General features: G+C 70.2%; 19 protein-coding genes and 1 pseudogene. 10 read left to right on the top strand and 10 right to left on the bottom strand.

The genetic code is table 11. The annotated features are described in order from the left end of the window. Positions 1-14: 14 nt before the first annotated feature. Complete coding sequence (locus SALPAC4_RS0113985) at positions 15-590, bottom strand: GtrA family protein (protein ID WP_019870857.1); 576 nt, start codon at positions 588-590, stop codon at positions 15-17. Between the two features lie 142 nt (positions 591-732). Further along, positions 733-817: pseudogene (locus tag SALPAC4_RS29135) on the bottom strand (GtrA family protein); the annotation flags it as partial. Between the two features lie 135 nt (positions 818-952). Here SALPAC4_RS29135 and SALPAC4_RS0113990 point away from each other — a divergent pair. The 3 genes from SALPAC4_RS0113990 to SALPAC4_RS0114000 are packed head-to-tail and all read left to right on the top strand — an operon-like array spanning position 953 to position 4,859. Beyond that, complete coding sequence (locus SALPAC4_RS0113990; protein ID WP_019870858.1) at positions 953-2,794, top strand: phosphoenolpyruvate carboxykinase (GTP); 1,842 nt, start codon at positions 953-955, stop codon at positions 2,792-2,794. 42 nt (positions 2,795-2,836) lie between these two features. Beyond that, a complete protein-coding gene (locus tag SALPAC4_RS0113995; protein WP_027644518.1) occupies positions 2,837-4,057 on the top strand; it encodes an NAD(P)/FAD-dependent oxidoreductase in 1,221 nt (406 codons plus the stop codon). Positions 4,058-4,088: 31 nt separating this feature from the next. Beyond that, entirely contained in the window at positions 4,089-4,859 is a 771-nt protein-coding gene (locus SALPAC4_RS0114000) for an isoprenyl transferase (RefSeq protein WP_033664273.1), read from the top strand. A 119-nt stretch (positions 4,860-4,978) separates the two neighbouring features. On the opposite strand, the gene otsB is transcribed toward SALPAC4_RS0114000, so the two are convergent. The 3 genes from otsB to SALPAC4_RS0114015 form a co-directional block, all read right to left on the bottom strand. Next, entirely contained in the window at positions 4,979-5,803 is an 825-nt protein-coding gene (gene otsB, locus SALPAC4_RS0114005) for a trehalose-phosphatase (RefSeq protein WP_019870861.1), read from the bottom strand. Positions 5,804-5,903: 100 nt separating this feature from the next. Next, entirely contained in the window at positions 5,904-6,257 is a 354-nt protein-coding gene (locus SALPAC4_RS0114010) for a hypothetical protein (RefSeq protein WP_018729568.1), read from the bottom strand. 159 nt (positions 6,258-6,416) lie between these two features. Beyond that, positions 6,417-6,860 carry an XRE family transcriptional regulator gene (locus tag SALPAC4_RS0114015; RefSeq protein WP_019870862.1) on the bottom strand — a complete coding sequence of 148 codons (444 nt, stop codon included), beginning with the start codon at positions 6,858-6,860 and terminating at the stop codon, positions 6,417-6,419. A gap of 267 nt (positions 6,861-7,127) precedes the next feature. On the opposite strand from SALPAC4_RS0114015, the gene SALPAC4_RS0114020 reads away from it, so the two are divergent. From SALPAC4_RS0114020 to SALPAC4_RS0114040, 5 genes are all read left to right on the top strand, one after another. Beyond that, entirely contained in the window at positions 7,128-7,472 is a 345-nt protein-coding gene (locus tag SALPAC4_RS0114020; protein ID WP_018729570.1) for a hypothetical protein, read from the top strand. A gap of 31 nt (positions 7,473-7,503) precedes the next feature. Then, complete coding sequence (locus SALPAC4_RS0114025; protein ID WP_019870863.1) at positions 7,504-7,875, top strand: hypothetical protein; 372 nt, start codon at positions 7,504-7,506, stop codon at positions 7,873-7,875. A 432-nt stretch (positions 7,876-8,307) separates the two neighbouring features. Beyond that, positions 8,308-8,994, top strand: coding sequence for an aggregation-promoting factor C-terminal-like domain-containing protein (locus SALPAC4_RS0114030; protein ID WP_019870864.1), 687 nt, complete (start codon positions 8,308-8,310; stop codon positions 8,992-8,994). Positions 8,995-9,122: 128 nt separating this feature from the next. Continuing rightward, positions 9,123-9,776 (top strand): rhomboid family intramembrane serine protease, encoded by a 654-nt coding sequence (locus SALPAC4_RS0114035; RefSeq protein WP_019870865.1) that lies wholly within the window; start codon positions 9,123-9,125, stop codon positions 9,774-9,776. Between the two features lie 108 nt (positions 9,777-9,884). Next, positions 9,885-10,853: an NAD(P)/FAD-dependent oxidoreductase gene (locus SALPAC4_RS0114040; protein WP_019870866.1), complete on the top strand. Its 969-nt coding sequence runs from the start codon at positions 9,885-9,887 to the stop codon at positions 10,851-10,853. A 17-nt stretch (positions 10,854-10,870) separates the two neighbouring features. Here SALPAC4_RS0114040 and SALPAC4_RS0114045 read toward each other — a convergent pair whose 3' ends face one another. Further along, complete coding sequence (locus tag SALPAC4_RS0114045) at positions 10,871-11,563, bottom strand: TetR/AcrR family transcriptional regulator (RefSeq protein ID WP_019870867.1); 693 nt, start codon at positions 11,561-11,563, stop codon at positions 10,871-10,873. 133 nt (positions 11,564-11,696) lie between these two features. Here SALPAC4_RS0114045 and SALPAC4_RS0114050 point away from each other — a divergent pair, with 133 nt between their 5' ends. Continuing rightward, the gene (locus SALPAC4_RS0114050) at positions 11,697-12,647 is read left to right on the top strand and encodes an NAD-dependent epimerase/dehydratase family protein (protein ID WP_019870868.1); all 951 of its coding nucleotides are present in this window, start codon (positions 11,697-11,699) and stop codon (positions 12,645-12,647) included. Here SALPAC4_RS0114050 and SALPAC4_RS0114055 read toward each other — a convergent pair. Further along, positions 12,644-13,588 (bottom strand): DMT family transporter, encoded by a 945-nt coding sequence (locus tag SALPAC4_RS0114055; protein ID WP_019870869.1) that lies wholly within the window; start codon positions 13,586-13,588, stop codon positions 12,644-12,646. The genes SALPAC4_RS0114050 and SALPAC4_RS0114055 overlap by 4 nt on opposite strands. 3 nt (positions 13,589-13,591) lie before the next feature. Continuing rightward, positions 13,592-14,623, bottom strand: coding sequence for a class II fructose-bisphosphatase (gene glpX, locus SALPAC4_RS0114060; RefSeq protein WP_019870870.1), 1,032 nt, complete (start codon positions 14,621-14,623; stop codon positions 13,592-13,594). A gap of 151 nt (positions 14,624-14,774) precedes the next feature. Between glpX and SALPAC4_RS0114065 the strand changes: the two genes are divergently transcribed. Continuing rightward, a complete protein-coding gene (locus SALPAC4_RS0114065) occupies positions 14,775-15,614 on the top strand; it encodes a DUF4245 domain-containing protein (protein WP_019870871.1) in 840 nt (279 codons plus the stop codon). Between the two features lie 39 nt (positions 15,615-15,653). On the opposite strand, the gene SALPAC4_RS0114070 is transcribed toward SALPAC4_RS0114065, so the two are convergent. Together SALPAC4_RS0114070 and xseA are read right to left on the bottom strand one after the other, a co-directional pair. After that, on the bottom strand, positions 15,654-15,866 hold the full coding sequence (locus tag SALPAC4_RS0114070; RefSeq protein WP_019870872.1) for an exodeoxyribonuclease VII small subunit: 213 nt from the start codon (positions 15,864-15,866) through the stop codon (positions 15,654-15,656). 115 nt (positions 15,867-15,981) lie between these two features. Beyond that, positions 15,982-17,235, bottom strand: coding sequence for an exodeoxyribonuclease VII large subunit (gene xseA, locus SALPAC4_RS0114075; protein WP_080640901.1), 1,254 nt, complete (start codon positions 17,233-17,235; stop codon positions 15,982-15,984). Positions 17,236-17,280 lie beyond the last annotated feature (45 nt).

A 17,280-nucleotide genomic window follows, 5' to 3' on the forward strand; every position in this document is an offset into this window, starting at 1 on the left:
AGATGGGCGCCAGGTCACGCCCGGTATCGGTCGTGCTTCGCTTTCGGTGCGGCAGGAGTTCCCGTTGGTACGAAGACGAACCGTCGATAGGACCAGAACCGGAAGAGGGTCGCCAGCCCGGTGCCGACGAGATAGCTGGCGATGTTGTCCGCCAGCGGGGTCTGGAAGATCTCCGGCCAGACCTGGCCCAGGCCGTAGCGGCTGATCGCCAGGACCGCCACGGTGATGCCGAGGCCGACCGTGTTGAAGATGAAGAAGAGCGCGTACTCGCGGGCTGGGTTGCCGCCCCGACGGTGTCGCCACGTCCAGAACCGGTTGCCGAGGAAGGCGAAGGTCGCCGCCACCACCGTGGAGATGGTCTTCGCGGTCACCTGCTCGATCTCCTGCACCGAGGTCAGGAAGTTGAAAAGGGCGAAGTCAACGAGGAAGGCGACGCCGCCTACAGTGGCGAACTTGCTCAACTCGTGGACGAGGTGACCGAACCGGTCCAGCAGGGAGTGGATCAGACCCGGCCGGGTCCGCCGGGAGCCGGGCTCCCCGGCCATCGTCGCTGCCACCGAGCGAGCGTACCGGGTGCGGGCCCGCGGCACGGGTAGCACCGGCCGGCATGGCTGATCCGGGCAGTGGTGCTGAGCGGAACGAAACAGTGCGCCGCGGGGCCGTCCGAGCGATCCGCCCAAGCGGGGCCGGACCACAGTCGCCGTACCGGACGACGACGGGCCAGATGTTTCGTCACTGGATTTGCGTGAAACTGCGCGTGAAAGCGGGTATTAGCTCGCGATGCCGCAGCCGGGCCGTACCTTGTGCAGTTCTTCACAACCAGTCCCACTGACTGGTGGCGCAAGCCGGTTTACGCTGAGGCCAATCCCAGGTTTCACGTAGGCGACGCACCGCGCCGTCAAGCCTCGTGCATCCCATAGACCGGTCAGCGTCGACCACAAGGAGATGTGTCATGGTTGCTCCGGCGACTGTTCGGGGTATCGATCAGGCCCCGACATCCCACCCCAAACTGCTTGCCTGGGTCCGTGAGATCGCGGAACTGACCACCCCGGACCGTGTGGTCTGGGCCGACGGGTCAGACGAAGAGTGGCGTCGTCTCACCGACGAGCTCGTTGAGGCCGGCACCCTGGTCCGACTCAATCCGGAGAAGAAGCCCAACTCGTTCTACGCGCGGACCGACCCGACGGATGTGGCGCGGGTCGAGGAGCGCACCTTCATCTGCTCGGTGGACGAGGCAGACGCCGGCCCGACCAACAACTGGATGGCGCCGGCCGAGATGAAGCGGACGATGACGGAGCTGTACCGCGGCTGCATGCGCGGTCGCACCATGTACGTCATCCCCTTCTGCATGGGCCCGGTTGAGGCCGAGAAGCCGATGTTCGGCATTGAGATCACTGACAGTCCGTACGTGGTCGCCTCGATGCGGATCATGACCCGGATGGGTGCGAAGATCCTGGAGGCGATGGGCGACGACGCGGACTTCGTACACGCTCTGCACTCGATCGGCGCGCCCCTCGCGCCCGGTCAGCAGGACGTGTCCTGGCCGTGCAACGAGACAAAGTACATCTCGCACTTCCCGGAGACCCGGGAGATCTGGTCCTACGGCTCCGGCTACGGCGGCAACTCGCTGCTCGGCAAGAAGTGTTACTCGCTGCGGATCGCCAGTGTCATGGGGCGGGACGAGGGCTGGCTCGCCGAGCACATGTTGATTCTCAAGATCACCTCTCCGGAGGGGAAGGTCTACCACATCGCCGGGGCCTTCCCGTCGGCCTGCGGCAAGACCAACCTCGCCATGCTGGAGCCGACCATTCCGGGCTGGAAGGTCGAGACCATCGGGGACGACATCGCCTGGATGCGGTTCGGCCCGGACGGACGCCTCTACGCGGTTAACCCGGAGTACGGCCTCTTCGGGGTCGCCCCCGGGACCGACTGGAAGACCAACGCCAATGCGATGCGGACGTTGGACCGCGGCAACTCCATCTTCACCAACGTGGCCCTCACCGACGACGGTGACATCTGGTGGGAGGGCATGGGCGAGCCCCCGACGCACCTGATCGACTGGAAGGGCAACGACTGGACGCCGGAGAGCGAACACCTCTCTTCACACGCCAACAGCCGGTTCTGCACCCCGATCACCCAGTGCCCGATCCTCGCCGAGGACTACTACGACCCCAACGGCGTGCCGATCGACGCGATCCTCTTCGGGGGCCGGCGGCGGGACACCGTTCCACTGGTCACCGAGGCGCGGGACTGGGTGCACGGCGTTTACCTCGGTGCGACGCTCTCCTCGGAGACCACCGCCGCGGCCTCGGGGGCGGTCGGCGTCGTGCGTCGGGACCCGATGGCGATGCTGCCCTTCATCGGTTACCACGCCGGTGACTACTTCCGGCACTGGATCGAGATGGGCAAGGGCGCCGACGGTGACGAGTCGAAGCTGCCGAGCGTCTACTACGTCAACTGGTTCCGTAAGGACGCCGAGGGCAGTTTCCTCTGGCCGGGGTTCGGCGAGAACTCCCGGGTCCTCAAGTGGATCGTCGAGCGGCTCGAGGGCCGGGCCGACGCCGTGGAGACCCCGATCGGCATGGTTCCGGCCGAGGATGCGCTGGATGTTGAGGGTCTGGACATGACCTCGGAAGACATTCGGATCGCGCTGAAGGTCGACGTGAACGAGTGGCAGGCCGAACTGCCGTTGGTCACCGAGTGGTTTGAGAAGTTCGGGGACAAACTGCCCGGTGTCCTCTGGGCCGAGCTGGACGCGCTGCGTGCTCGGCTCGACGCGGAGCCGCAGAAGTAGCGGAAGTAGCGGAAGTACCTGGGCCGGCGCCGCGGGCGATGGATGATCCCTGCAACGGCCGCCGAGAGCAGTAGCTCGGCGGCGGAGAGGGGACGCGACGTGGCGACCGGGCCGGCCGACGGGGGCGACGAGTTCGATGTAGTGGTGGTGGGGGCGGGGCCGGCGGGTTCGGCCGCCGCCATCGCCGCCCGCCGGACGGGCGCCCGGGTGCTCCTGCTGGATCGGGCCAACTTTCCCCGGGACAAGGCCTGCGGGGACGGGATCGCCGCGCATGCGCTGGATGTCCTGGCCGGGCTGGGGGTACCCGATCCGGTAGCCGGATACGCCCCGCTGCCGGCGCTTCGCCTGGTCGCCCCGGGCGGTCCGGGGGTGGCGCGGGCGCTGCCCCGCCCCGCGTACACGGTGCCCCGAACCGTCTTCGATGCTCGGCTGGTCGCGGCGGCGGTCGCGGCCGGCGCCCAGCTGCGCCAGCACGTGGTGCGGCGGGTCGAGGTGCGGGCGGACCGGGTCGTGCTCGACGGGTGGATCGCCGGGCGGACCGTGGTGGGTGCCGACGGTGCGGGCTCCGTCGTACGCCGGGCGCTGGGGCATCCCCCGAACCCCGACCGCCATCTGGCCCTGGCGATCCGGGGTTACGCCCCAGCGTCGTCCGGCCCACCAGAGCAGCTCATCGTCACGTCAGCCGCCCGCTGGCCGGCGTACGCCTGGTCCTTCCCGATCGGCGACGGACGGGCGAACGTCGGGTACGGGGAGGTGCTCCGCGGCGAGCCGCTGACCCGGGAACACCTCCTTGCGCGGATTCCAGCGTTGCTACCCGGGGTCGATCCGGCGGCGGTTACCGCCCTGCGGGCCCATCACCTGCCGCTCTCCACCCACCGGCCAGTGCCGGGGCGTGGTCGGGCGGTGCTGGCGGGCGACGCGCTCTCGTTGATCAACCCGTTCACCGGGGAGGGGATCTTCTACGCGCTGCTCTCCGGAGCGCTCGCCGGCACCGCGGCGAGTCGTACGCCGGAGCAGGCCGCTCGGCGCTACACCGCGGCGCTTCGTCGTCGACTCGGTGGTCATCTGCGGCACAGCTCGGTCGCGGCCTGGCTCGCCCGGCGGCGGTCGGTGGTTGACGCGGCGGTGTGGGCGGCCAACCGGGATGAGCAGGTGTACCGGGCGGTGGTGGAGTTGGGGCTCGGCGACGGCCGGTTGGACATCCGGACGCTGGCCATGATCGGCCGTGGCCTGGCCGGCGGGGATCGGCATCCCGAGCCGTGAGGCGTCGTTCCGGTCGCTACCCTGGCAGGTGATGACTCTGCGGGACGTTGTCTACTCGGTGTACGAACGCCGGCTCACGGCCAAGCTGGCGGGCAAGCCGGTGCCTCAGCATGTCGGTGTGATGTGCGACGGTAACCGCAGGTGGGCGCGGGAGATGGGGTTCGTTGACCCCAACGACGGCCACCGGGTCGGCGCCGAGCGGATCAAGGAGCTGCTGCGGTGGTGTGACGCGGCCGGCGTCGGGCATGTGACGCTCTGGCTGCTCTCCACCGACAACCTTACCCGCCCGGCCGCTCAGCTTGATCCGTTGTTGCAGATCATCGAGGACCTGACGAGCGAGCTGGCCGAGGAGGCCAACCCCTGGCGGCTGCGGCTGGTCGGGGCGCTCGACGTGCTGCCGGCGCAGCACGCGGCGGCGCTCAAGGCAGCGGCGGAGCGGACCCGGGACCGGGTCGGCGGCGCACAGGTCAACATCGCCGTGGGCTACGGCGGTCGGCGCGAGATCGCCGACGCGGTGCGATCGTTCCTGCACGAGCACGCGAAGGCCGGCACCAGCATCGAGCAGCTGGCCGAGACGTTCGATGTCGAGCACATCACCGAGCACCTCTACACGCGTGGGCTGCCGGACCCCGATCTGATCATCCGGACCAGCGGCGAACAGCGCATGTCTGGTTTCCTGCTCTGGCAGTCCGTCCACTCGGAGTTCTACTTCTGCGAGCTGAACTGGCCGGATTTCCGCCGGGTTGACTTTCTCCGCGCGCTGCGTTCCTACGCCAACCGTCAGCGCCGTTTCGGCATCTGATCGCCCTGGTGACCGACCTCGGCTGGCCCGGCCCGGGGCGGCCGCGCACATGATCGTCGGCGGGCCAGCCCACCGGGGCGAGGTGCGCTGGGGCCGCCTGCTGCGCCGGAGCGGGGGAGTCAGGCCAGTCGGCGTGCGGCGGCGGTGAGGAAGTCGCCGAGGTCTGCGGGCGAGTCGATGGTCAGGTCCGCGGCGGCGGCAACCTCTTCGCCGGTCTCCGGGTTGGCGACGGCGACGCAGACGCCGAAGAAGTGCGGGTCGGCGGCGGCACGGGCGCGCAGCGCCGCAAACGCCTTGATGTCCGATACGTCGTCGCCGAAGTACCAGGCGGCCTCCGCGTCCCGCACCGCCTCGTCAATGACCATGCCCTTGTCCCGGTCGACTGGGGGCTTCAGCTCCAGGACCATCCGTCCGGCCTGGACCCGGAGGCCGAGCTGCTCGGCCTGGGCGCGACCCCATTGGGTAACCGCCGGGCCGAGCTGCGGGGCGGTCCGCCAGTGCAGCGCCACCGAGAGCCGTTTGTACTCCACCAGGGCGCCCGCGGGGAGCTCGGCGCGGGCCTTGTCGGCGAGCTCCGCCATGGTTGGCACCCAGGGCAGCGCCGCCGGTTCGGTGACGGTTTCGCCGCCGGAGTGGCTGTGCTCCAGCCCGTAGAGGCCGTAGAGGTCAACCCCGGCCAGATCGCCGAGTCGCTCGCGGAGGAAGTCGACCGGGCGGGCCGAGACGATCGCGATCCGACGGACGACGGGAGCGAGCGCCTCAATGGCGGTGAGCACCCTCGGTGCGGGGTGCACCGCCGTCGGGTCGTCCCGCACCGGCGCGAGGGTGCCATCGAAGTCGAAGAAGAGGACGGTGCCGGCGGCCCGGGCAGCGGTTGTCTGCCAGGCGAGGTCGGCGGTGAACGGGGTCTTCGGCGGCTGCTTGCCCAGATTCAACGGCGGCACGCGCGACAGCGTACCCCGCTCGGAGCGGCTCAATCGTGGCCGTGAGGTACCCAGCCACCGGGCCGGGTGGCGGGTGAGTGAGCGGCTTTGGCGGCGGTGTTCAGCGTTCGGCGGCTTCCCGTCCCCGGCGCCCGATTGGGACGACGGTGGCTTCCCGACTGTGACTGAGCAGGTAGCCCTCGACGAAGCCGGAGTTCCGGTCCCCGGTGCTGGATTCGATCTCGTTGAGCCGGGCCACCAGGAATTCGGTGAGCGCACTGACTCGGTCGTTGAGTCGGTCGTTCAGTTCGGCGAGCACGGCCACGACGACGGCGGTGCCGGCGGCGGTGAGCGCGACGAGGTTGACGAGCAGGGGAAGCTGCCCGCCGTTGACCGCCAGAGTCACCGCGTTCCCGGTCACGCACAGCGTCAGGGACACGGTGCCGACCACGACTGCCAACCACTTCAGGGTCATGGACAGACCCCTCCTTCTGTCCCGCAGGGCTGGGTTCGGCCTTCCCGTCCCCCCGCCGACGACGAGCCCAAGCAGTACGAGTACGGACGCTAGCGTGCCGATCCGGGCCTGGGAGCGAAACGAATGAGTCTGACCTGCTGTTCTTTCGCCATCTGAGGATCATCCAACCTGTTTGCCCCGGTTTGGCGCTGCTACTGGGAGAGTCGGGCGATATGCGAGATAACGAATTGTTTCTCGAATGTGGAACTTCTCCGCATCCGATACCTCGGGGTCAACCAGTCGACGTAGCAGCGCCTCGACATCGGGATCCATCGGGGGTAGGGCCGTCTCGGTTCGGTGAGGGGTGCTCCGTCGGTCCCAGCCCAGGGTGGTGAAGGCGGTTGCCGGGTTCAGCCCGAGTCCTTCACAGAACGCCACGACGCGTTCTGCCTCGGGATCGCTGGCCCAGTCGCCCCGGACCCATCGGTTGATCGTCTGCCGGGAGACGCCGGTGCGCCGGGAGACCTCGGTGCCGCTCCAGGCGCGGGTGGCCCGGGCCTCGTCAAGCGCGCGACGGACGAAGGTGGCGAAGGCGATCTTCCGTGCGTTGGCCGTCTCGGTCACCTGGTGACCGTACGGCCAGAGAGCCCTCGAGTGGTCTCCTGGCGCGCGGTTGTCACGCGAATGTGACGACATGCTCGGCTTTTCGCCGCCCAGGCAGGTGCTACTTACCTGGGCCCCTACCTGGGGTGAATAGATGGGCGTGCGGTTGGGGGGAATCAGACGAAAAGCTGATACTGTCACGTTCGCGGGACACTTTACCGTGTGTCCGTGCAGGAGACGATGACTGCTTGCTCCCATGCGTGATATCTCCGGCACGAGGGGGACCTGGTGACTGAACTCGCCACCCGCGCGCAGGCCTTTGGCCTGATCGCCGCCGGGGTAGCCACCGGTTTGAGCGCGCCTTGGCGCCTCTACCTTGCCCGGGGTTCCCGTTACCTCTCCCTCAGTGTCGGGGACCGGGCGGAGTGGCACGCCTGGCGTACCCACCTCGGTTGTCCGGAACTCAGCGTTCGCGTCTACGACGCGGGTGGTGAGATTCGCCGCTCGTCGGTGGCTGAGGTTGTCCTGGACGGGTGCCGGATCAGCGTCGAGTTGGTCGAACAGGTCGGCACAGCCGACCTCGACCAGCTACTCGTCGTAGATCCCACCCCGGTTGAGCCGGAGGAACGATGAGTCCACACTGTCCGCGGTCCGGAGTGGCCGGATGAGCCCACTCCTTGCCCTGCTCCTCGTCTGCGTCCTGACCGCCACCAGCTATGCCGCAGGTCGCCTGCACGGTCAGCTCAGCTACCGGATCGGTTACCGGTTCGGCTATCGGCAGGGTTACTTCGACGGCGACCGCGGCGCCTGGAACCGGCGTCGGCGTGACGCCCAGGCAGCGATCGCGTCCGCGCTCGCCGGCCCGCCGCCGGTGGATCCGGCTCGTAGCCGCATCGCGCCACCGATGGCCCGGTCCGGAACCACCTACACCGGCTCGGCGGTGGCTCCGGCCGCTGGTCCGCACCCGACCGGCACCGCGGTGGCTCCGGCCGCTGGTCGGCACCCGGCCGGCACGCTGGTTCGGCGAAGTGGGTGACCACCAGTGGAGGTGGGGCTGGTCGGCGTAGCCGCTCCGTCGCCCCTGCAGCGGTGGTTTGACCTGCGGCGAGGCGGTGGGCCGCATGGTCAAAATAGACCAGTTGGGCGGCGTGTGCTGGTCTGGCCTGCGTGGACAGACTCCGGTCGTGCCCCTCGGTGATCAAAAGTCGATTCCTGGGGTTCGTGGGGTTGCGGCTTGCGAGAGTGGTGCAGATCACATTTAGGGCTGGTGGTTTCCCATCCGCCCCATCGTGCGCGATCGTGTCCCCGAGCGCTCGCGCATCCGGCCGATCGCCGGTGACCGTTTGCCTGCGTCCCGTCGGCGGAGCTGTCGGGGAGACTTGCGCGGTCGGAGCGCTCGCGGTCAGACCTCGCCCCACCCAGGTGTGGTCTGCGCCGTGTCCGTGCCCCGAAAGGAAGGGACCGTCTCGTGAATCGGCTGTGGAGCCGGTTGGGCGCCCGGACGGCCACGGTGGCGCTGCTCTCCGCGGGCGTCGTCGGTGGCTTTTACTTGGGCGACAACCGGGATCAGGGCCGGCGCCTGCCGGATACCGCCGGAATTGAGCAGGTTGCGCTGCAGGCACCGCAGGTGCATCCGATGAAGGAGCAGGCTACCGAGTACCGGGAGAAGCTGCACGAGGCCGCGGTCACCGAGGCGACAGCGGAGCGGAAGCGCCGAGAAGAGGCCGCCGCGGCGTCACGGAAGACCGTCCGCGAAGCGGCGGCGGAGTTCGCCAAGGCCAAGGCCAAGGCGGAGGCGGAGGCGGCGGCGGAGAAGCCGTACGATGGCCCGATCCCGGACTCGTGTGCTGAGTTCACCGGCAACCGGCAGATCGGCTGCGCGGAGATGCTCAACGCCGGCTTCGAAATCGACCAGTTCCCCTGTCTGGACAAGCTCTTCACCAAGGAGAGCGGCTGGAACCACAAGGCCAGCAACCCGTCAAGCGGCGCCTACGGAATTCCACAGGCGCTACCCGGTAGCAAGATGGCCTCGAAGGGTGACGACTGGGAGACGAACCCGAAAACCCAGATTCTGTGGGGGCTCGGGTATATCGAGGGTCGGTACCAGACGCCCTGCAAGGCCTGGGCCTATATGCAGGACGTGGGCTGGTACTGAGCTCCAGCGTGGGCTGGTACTGATCGTCGGACGACGGGGTGTGTTTGGTCACACCCCGTCGTCATCGGTCCGAAATTGACCGCCGGCCCAGGTGGCGGCTGTCGCCGGTACCTGATAGCTGTTGACGGGTGAGTCTGCTACCGGAGGGCAGTGACGCGCACCGGTTCGGCACCGAGGCGTTCTACGCCGCGATTGGCCGGGCCTTCGTCGCCATGTGCGCGGTGGTGCCGTTCCTCTTCCTCATCGAGGCCGTTGACCATGGGCTGGCATTCGGGCTCGACCCGGCGGCCGGCATCATTCCGCAGCGTCTCGACGGCCTGGACGGCGTCTTCTTCTCACCGTTCCTGCACCACGGGTTTGATCATCTCTACAGCAACAGTATCCCGCTGATCCTGCTCGGCACCTTCGTGCTCGCGGCGGGTGCGCGTCGCTTCCTCTGGTCCACGTTGATCATCATTTTGGTCAGCGGGCTCGGCGTCTGGTTCACCGGTTCCCCGAACTCCGTCGTGGTCGGCGCGAGCGGCGTCATCTTCGGCTACCTGGGCATCCTGCTCACCCGGGGCATCGTCGAGCGCAGCTGGTGGAACTTCGCGGTCGTTCTCCTGGTCGGCCTCCTCTACGGCTGGCAACTCGGCGGCATTCTCCCCACCGACGAGCGGATCTCCTGGCAGGGGCACCTCTTCGGACTGGTGGGCGGGGTGGTCGCCGCGATCGTCTTCCGGCGGCGTCAACCGGGCCTGGGTGGCTCGCACTACTCCGACTCGACCCGCGTCTTCGGCTGACCGGAGCGGCGGCGACCGACTGCCGGACATCCTTGCCCGGCGGCTCCGGCCCCTCTACCGTCAGGGTCAGCGTCGGTTGAGCCGGGAGCGGAAAGCGACGGTACGCCCATGCACGAGGTCGATGTCGCGGTGATCGGGGCCGGGCCCGCCGGCCTCTTCGCGGCGTACTACGCCGGCTTCCGCGGGCTCTCGGTGGCAGTGGTGGACGCGTTGCCCGAGCCCGGTGGCCAGATCACGGCGATGTACCCGGAGAAGTTGATTCACGATGTCGCCGGCTTCCCGGCCATCAAGGGCCGGGATCTGGTGGCCAACCTGGTTGCCCAGGCCGCCCCGTTCGACCCGCGTTACCTGCTCGGCACGCGGGCGGAGAAGCTGTCCTACGCCGATGGTCGGCCGGTGCTCGGTCTGGCCGGGGGTGAGCAGCTCCGCTGCGGTGCGGTAGTGATCACCGGCGGGCTGGGCAGCTTCACACCCCGTCCGCTGCCGGTCGCGGAGGGCTTCGTCGGCACCGGAATCATCTACTTCGTGCCGCAGCCGGCGGAGCTCACCGGGCAGGACGTGCTCATCGTCGGTGGTGGGGACTCCGCCTTCGACTGGGCGTCAACCCTCCAGCCGCTGGCCCGTTCGGTGACCCTCGTGCATCGCCGGGAGAAGTTCCGCGCCCACGCCGCCACCGTCGCCCGGGTCCGCGCCCTGCCGGTGCGGGTCGTGGTGAACGCGGAGGTGACGAGGCTACACGGGGGCGGCGCGGTGACCGGTGCCGAGATCACTGGCCGGGGTGGCGCGGCGGAGTTGTTGCCGGTCGACACCGTCGTCGCGGCGCTCGGCTTCACCGCCGACCTCGGCCCGCTGGCGGAGTGGGGCCTGCGTCTGGACCGCCGGCACCTCCTGGTTGACAGCACCATGGCGACCAACCTGCCGCGGGTCTTCGCCGCTGGGGACATCACCGAGTACCCGGGCAAGGTTCGCCTGATCGCCACTGGTTTCGGTGAGGCCGCGACCGCGGTGAACAACGCGGCCGTGGTGCTCGATCCGTCGGCGCACCTCTTCCCTGGGCACTCCTCCGACGGGACCTGACCCCTCGGGTGACCGGCTTACCGGGGTAGGCCGACGAGGTCGGCCATCAGGGCGATCTGGTGGTCGAAGTAGTCGTCGCGGTGCGGCAGGGCACCTTTGATCCGGCCGAAGAGCTCGAAGCTGATCAGCCCGAAGAGCTGGGTCCACCCCGCCATCCCCCGGGCGAGCAGCGCTGCCGGCATTCCCGGGGCGAGGCTCGCCGCGATGTCGGCGAGGTCGTCTTGGACGGGTTGGGGCAGGTCGGCGGCGGGGGGCGGGGTGAGCTGTCCGGTGGCGAGCCCGTCGCGGGCGATGCCGATCAGGGTCATTGGTGGGCGCGCAGCCGGCTCGATTGTGTCGTCGGGCGCCGTGTAGCCAGGAACCGGGCTGCCGTAGAGCAGCGCGTACTCGGCGGTGTTGGCGAGGGCCCAGGCCCGGGCCGCCCGACAGCTGGCGAACCAGCGTCCGCGCAGGTCGTCGCGGTCCACGGCGGCGTCTGCTGCCTCGACCGCGTCGCCCAGGGCCACGTACGCCTCCAGGATGAGCGTGGTGAGCAGGTCATCTCGACTGGGAAAGTAGCGGTAGATCGCCGAGGAGGCCATGCCCAGGTCTCGGGCCACCGCCCGTAGCGACAGGTTGGCGCCGTCGGTGGCCAGATGGCGGCGTGCCACGGCCTTGATCTCATCGATCATTTCGGCCCGCACCCGGGCCCGGAGTGAGTTGGCGACCATCTTCTTACTCTGTCACGGACAGGGCGCTGATCTAATTCGAGAGCAGTGCTCTTGACAGGTCTGGCGGTCATCGACACACTTCCTTGTGAGCACTGCTCTCGAAATGGTCTCTCGATTCGAAAGGTGAGCTCTGATGTCGCTTCACGTGATCGTCGGTGCTGGCCCGGTCGGCACCGCGACCGCCCGCCTCCTCGCCCAGCGGGGGGAGCAGGTCCGGCTGGTCAGCCGCCGCGGTGCCGGTCCCGGACATCCGGCCATCGAACTCACCGCCGCGGATGCCACCGACGCCGCCCGCCTGACCCGCCTGACGGTCGGCGCCGTCGCCCTCTACAACTGTGCCAACCACGCGCTGCACCGGTGGGCCGTCGACTGGCCGCCGCTGGCCGCCGCCCTGCTCACCACCGCCGAGCAGACCGGTGCGGTGCTCGCCACGATCGGCAATCTCTTTGGGTACGGCCCGACGGACGGGCCGATGACCGAGGCCACCCCGCTGGCCGCGACCGGCGTCAAGGCGCGGGTGCGCAGCCAGATGTGGGTCGACGCGCTGGCCGCCCATGAGGCGGGCCGGGCCCGGACGACCGAGGTCCGCGGCTCCGACTACCTCGGATACGGGACCAACTCGATCACCACCCGGGTCCTGCCGAACGTCCTGGCCGGCCGCCGAGTGGTCCTGCCGGTCGACTTCGACGTCCCGCACACCATCACCTACGTCGGCGACGTGGCCCGCACCGTGGTCGCCGCCGCCACCGCCCCGGACGCCTGGGGACGGGCCTGGCACGTGCCGAGCCCGCCCGCGCTCAGTCTGCGGGAGTTGGCCACCCGCGCCGCGACCCTGGCCGGCGCACCCACGCCGCGGTTGACCCGCCTGCCCTACCCGGCGCTCTGGCTGGGTGGCCTGGTCAATCCGTTACTTCGGGAGCTGCGGGAGACGGCATACCAGTTCGATCGCCCGTACGTGTTGGACTCCTCGGCCAGCCAGCAGGCCCTCGGGATCGAACCGACCGCGCTGGACGAAGCCCTCGCCGAGACCCTCGGCGCGCTGCGCCGGGACCCCGGTGCCAGTTCGGCGAAGCTCAGCCCTTAACGCCGGGCGGCGATGAGGACGGCGACCAGGGTCAGCGCCGCGCCGAGCAGGGTGGTGGCGTCCGGGCGGGAAGCCGCGGTGGGTAGGACCACGTCCAGTAGGACAGCGCCGACCACCTGGCCGGCGATCGTGGCCAGGCCGAGGAGCAGGACCCCGGTGAACTCGACGACAGCGGCGGCGATCGCGATGAAGGTGATCCCGATCGGCCCACCCAGGTAGAGCCACGGCTCGGCCGGTGGTGAACCGGCGGGCAGCCCGCGTATCGCGATGTCGACCGCGAAGACCGCCAACAGGGCGACGATTCCCACCGTGAAATTGACCAGCGTCGCGGTCAACGGGCTGCCGGCCGCCCGGCCGACCAGCCCGTTGACGGCCTGCTGCCAGGCCACCGCGATCCCCGCGAGCAGCGGCAGCACCGCCAGGGTCAGCGCCGTCGGATCGTTGAGCCGCCCGCCGACGGCCAGCCCGACCGCGAGCACGGTGAGCGCGGCCCCGAACAGGCGTCGACCGGTAACCGGCTGGCGTCCGCTCGGGCCGATGCCGGCCCGGTCCACGAGGAGACTGCTGGCGGACTGGCCGGCGACCACCGCCACGGTGAAGACGGCGACGCCGAGGGTGCCGACCGTGAGGCCCTGCGTCGCCACGAGGAACGCCCCGCAGAGCCCGCCGAGGCACTGCCACGGGCGCAGCGTGCCGGCGGTCAGCGCGGCGCGCAGGGCGGCCAGCCCGCGCCGCCCGCCGGGCGTCGCCGGCACCAGCACCAGCAGCACCAGCAGGCCCAGACCGAACGAGATGACCGCCGCCGCGACCCCGTCGGCCAGGCGTACGCCCAGTTCGCCGTTGATCCGGGACTGCACGGCGACGGCGACTCCGGCAGCGGTCGCGAGCACCACCCCGATCAGCCGGCGGGCCGGGGACGGCCGGTGTAACGCCCCCGGCACTGCCTACTCCTGCTCGGCGAGGGGGCGGCCGTCGAAGTCCACCGCCGAGTACAGCGCCAGCTTCTCCAACCGGTGATACGAGTCGATGACCCGAATCGTGCCGCTCTTCGAACGCATCACAATCGACTGCGTGTAGGCTCCGCCAGCCTTGTACCGGACGCCGCGCAGCAGGTCGCCGGAGGTGACTCCGGTGGCGACGAAGAAGCAGTTGTCACCGGTCACGAGGTCGTCGGTGCCGAGCACCCGGTCCAGATCGTGGCCGGCGGCGATGGCCTTCTCCCGCTCCTGTTCGTCGCGCGGCCAGAGCTTGGCCTGAAGGGCGCCGCCCATGCACTTCAGGGCGCAGGCCGCGGTGATCCCCTCGGGGGTGCCGCCGATGCCCATCAGCACGTCAACGTCGGATTCGCCGCGGGCGGCGGCGATCGCGCCGGCGATGTCCCCGTCGGAGATGAAGCGGATCCCCGCCCCGGTGCGGCGGACCTGGTCCACCAGCCCGTCGTGTCGGGACCGGTCCAGCACGCAGACCGTCACCTCGGAGGCGTCGGTGCCCTTGACCTTCGCGATCCGGCGTACGTTTTCGGCCACGCCGGCGTTGATGTCCACCACGTCGGCGTAGGCCGGGCCGACGGCGAGCTTCTCCATGTAGAACACGGCACTTGGGTCGAACATCGCTCCCCGCTCGGCGACCGCCAGTACCGCCAGGGCGTTCGGCATGCCCTTGCTCATCAGCGTGGTGCCGTCGATCGGGTCGACTGCGACGTCAACCTCTGGCCCGGTCTCGTCGCCGACCTCTTCCCCGTTGAAGAGCATCGGCGCATTGTCCTTCTCGCCCTCGCCGATCACCACGACGCCGCGCATCGGAATCGAGTTGATCAACTTGCGCATCGCGTTGACGGCGGCGCCGTCGCCGCCCTCCTTGTCGCCCCGGCCGACCCACCGGCCGGCGGCCATCGCCGCGGCCTCGGTCACCCGGACCAGGTCGAGGGCGAGGTTGCGATCGAGATTCTGTGGGGTCCGCGTCGTGGTGTTCGTCATGACGGCTCCTCCTCGCGACGGTGCGGGGTGGCCCGGCAGGCGTGGTCGCTGCCGGCTTTGTCGCTGATCCTCACATGATCGGCCACACTGCGTGGTGGTGGGGCGGTGATGGCTTGGTCACGTCTGATCGGGTGGCTGCGAAGATAGCGGGGTGGAACCCGCACAGCCCGCCGACCGCGTCCCTGCCGATCAGACCTCGCCGGAGAACTCGCCGGTTGAGCCGGCGCTCCCCGGCTCGGCCGCGCCCGCGACCGCCGAGGGGCGGGCGGCGCCCCCGACCGCCGAGGGGCGGGCGGCGCCCCCGACCGCCGAGGAGCCGGCGTTGGTTGAGCCCGCCACCGGCTCGGCGGCAGCCAGCGGCCTGACCGAGACCACCGGCGCCGGGGAGAGCAACGATGTCGGGGAGACCAGCGGCGCGGGGGAGACCAGTGCTGCGCGGGAGGCCGGCGAGTCGCCGGCACCGCCTGCTGCGGCGGACTCCACCCGTTCGGAGCGTTCGCCGAAGGACATGGCCATCTCGCTCCTCGTGCTGCTGATCCCGATTGCCCTGCTGCTCGCCTTCTACCGAGGCTTTCTCGGGGGAGACCAGGCAACCGTCGTGGACCCGGCACCCGCGTTGGACTCGGCGCAGGCGGCGGCGGCCTTTCCGGTCAGTCAGCCAGCGGGGTTGGACGCCGGGTGGCGTACCGTCCGGGCCGACTTCCGGACCGTGGAGGACGGGTCGACTCTGCGCCTTGGCTACCTGACCCCGGAGGGGCGGGGGGCTCAGATCGTGCAGAGCAGCGTGCCGCCAGAGCGGTTGCTCCCCACCGAGCTGACCGATCAGGGACAGCCCCAGGGCCGGACCGACCTCGCGGGACGCACCTGGCAGCGGTACACGGCCCGCGGCAACGAGCAGGCGTTCGTGCTTCTCGAACCGGACCGCACAGTGATCGTGGTCGGCGACGCCCGAGACACCGAGCTGCGGGAGTTGGCCGGGGCGTTGGGTTGAACTCGGCTCCGACCAACCAGCAGCGGGGCGGGGCCGTGGTCAGTCGGTGGGTGCTTGTCGAGCGGCGTCCAGGCGGGCTCGGGCGCCGTCCAGCCACGCCTGGCAGACCCCGGTCAGCTGCTCACCGCGTTCCCAGAGGGCCAGTGACTCCTCCAGCGTGGTGCCGCCGGCCTCCAGCCGTTCGACCACCGATGCCAACTCGGCGCGGGCCTGTTCGTAGCTGAGCCGCTCGTCCTTCGTCTCCTCGGTCATCGCTCACATCCCACCACATCCACCCGTCCGGGCTATTCCCGCCGTGCCCGGTGCGCCGCCGGTGGCCCGCCCCGGCGGCCGGTGCCCCGGTCCGGCCGGACCGGCGGCGGAGCCGCTACCGCCGTTGGGCCTCCGGCTGGTGCTCTCCGGCGTCGATGGTCGCCGCCAGTTCCCCGTCGGCGAGCCGGACCCGCACCGGGTCCCCGACGGTGACCTCAGAGACCGCACGGACGACGGTGCCGTCGGCGCGCCGTACGATCGCGTACCCCCGGTCGAGGGTGGCGGCCGGGGAGAGAGCCCGGAGCCGGGCCCGGGTGTGCCGAAGGCCGTCCTCGGCGGCGGTCAGTCGGTGGGCCAGACAGCGATCGGCCCGGTGGCGCAGCCCGGAGACATCGGTAACTCGCTGTTCGAGCATCACCTCTGGCCGGGCCAGCACCGGCCGGGAGCGCAGCAGTTCCAGCCGGTGCGCCTCGCGGTCAACCAGGTTGCGCACCGCGCGTTCGAGTCGGGACCGGGCCTGCCCGATCAGGCGTACCTCCTCGGTGAGGTCCGGGACGACTCGCTTGGCCGCGTCCGTCGGGGTGGAGGCGCGGATGTCCGCGACGTAGTCGAGCAGCGGCGCGTCGGTCTCGTGGCCGATGGCGCTGACCACCGGGGTACGGGCGGCGAACACCGCCCGGCACAGCGCCTCATCGGAGAAGGGCAGCAGGTCCTCGATGCTGCCGCCGCCCCGGGCGATCACGATCACCTCGATGGTGGGGTCGGCGTCCAGCACCCGCAGTGCGTCCACGATCTGCGGCACGGCCGACGGCCCCTGCACGGCCACGTTGACCGTCCGGAACGCCACCGCCGGCCAGCGTCGGTGAGCGTTGGTACGCACGTCCCGCTCGGCGGCGCTGGCCCGGCCGGTGATCAGCCCGATTCGGTGCGGGAGGAAGGGCGGGCGTCGTTTGCGCCGGGGGTCGAACAGCCCCTCGGCGGCGAGCAGCTTCTTCAGCTTCTCCAGCCGGGCCAGCAACTCGCCCAGCCCCACCTGCCGGATCTCGTCGGCGCGCAGGCTCAACGTGCCTCGGGCGGCATAGAAGTCGGGCTTGGCGTGCAGCACCACCCGAGCGCCCTCGCGAAGCTGCGGTGCGCCGGAGTCGAGCACGTCGCGGTTGGTGGTCACGGTCAGGCTGAGGTCGGCTGACGGGTCCCGGAGGGTGAGAAAGACCGTGCTCGCGCCGGGCCGGCGACTGACCTGCGCGACCTGCCCGTCCACCCACACCCAGCCCAGCCGGGCGATCCAGGCGCTGATCTTCTGGCTGACCACCCGGACCGGCCATGGCTCCTCGGGCGTGCTGCGGGTAACCCCGCCATCCGAACTCACCCGCTCACCCTACGGACCGTCCCGGCGGGTTGCAGCCGCTGGCAG

It is taken from the genome of Salinispora oceanensis, assembly GCF_000383575.1.
Lineage (GTDB): Bacteria > Actinomycetota > Actinomycetes > Mycobacteriales > Micromonosporaceae > Micromonospora > Micromonospora oceanensis.

Excerpts from the sequence above, each read along its gene's own strand:
- SALPAC4_RS0114025 (WP_019870863.1), top strand. The coding sequence starts at position 7,504 with ATGAGCCCACTCCTTGCCCTGCTCCTCGTCTGCGTCCTGACCGCCACC.
- SALPAC4_RS0113990 (WP_019870858.1), top strand. The coding sequence starts at position 953 with ATGGTTGCTCCGGCGACTGTTCGGGGTATCGATCAGGCCCCGACATCC.
- SALPAC4_RS0114000 (WP_033664273.1), top strand. The coding sequence starts at position 4,089 with ATGACTCTGCGGGACGTTGTCTACTCGGTGTACGAACGCCGGCTCACG.
- SALPAC4_RS0114010 (WP_018729568.1), bottom strand. The coding sequence starts at position 6,257 with ATGACCCTGAAGTGGTTGGCAGTCGTGGTCGGCACCGTGTCCCTGACG.
- glpX (WP_019870870.1), bottom strand. The coding sequence starts at position 14,623 with ATGACGAACACCACGACGCGGACCCCACAGAATCTCGATCGCAACCTC.
- SALPAC4_RS0114040 (WP_019870866.1), top strand. The coding sequence starts at position 9,885 with ATGCACGAGGTCGATGTCGCGGTGATCGGGGCCGGGCCCGCCGGCCTC.
- SALPAC4_RS0114045 (WP_019870867.1), bottom strand. The coding sequence starts at position 11,563 with ATGGTCGCCAACTCACTCCGGGCCCGGGTGCGGGCCGAAATGATCGAT.
- SALPAC4_RS0114050 (WP_019870868.1), top strand. The coding sequence starts at position 11,697 with ATGTCGCTTCACGTGATCGTCGGTGCTGGCCCGGTCGGCACCGCGACC.
- SALPAC4_RS0114070 (WP_019870872.1), bottom strand. The coding sequence starts at position 15,866 with ATGACCGAGGAGACGAAGGACGAGCGGCTCAGCTACGAACAGGCCCGC.
- SALPAC4_RS0113995 (WP_027644518.1), top strand. The coding sequence starts at position 2,837 with ATGATCCCTGCAACGGCCGCCGAGAGCAGTAGCTCGGCGGCGGAGAGG.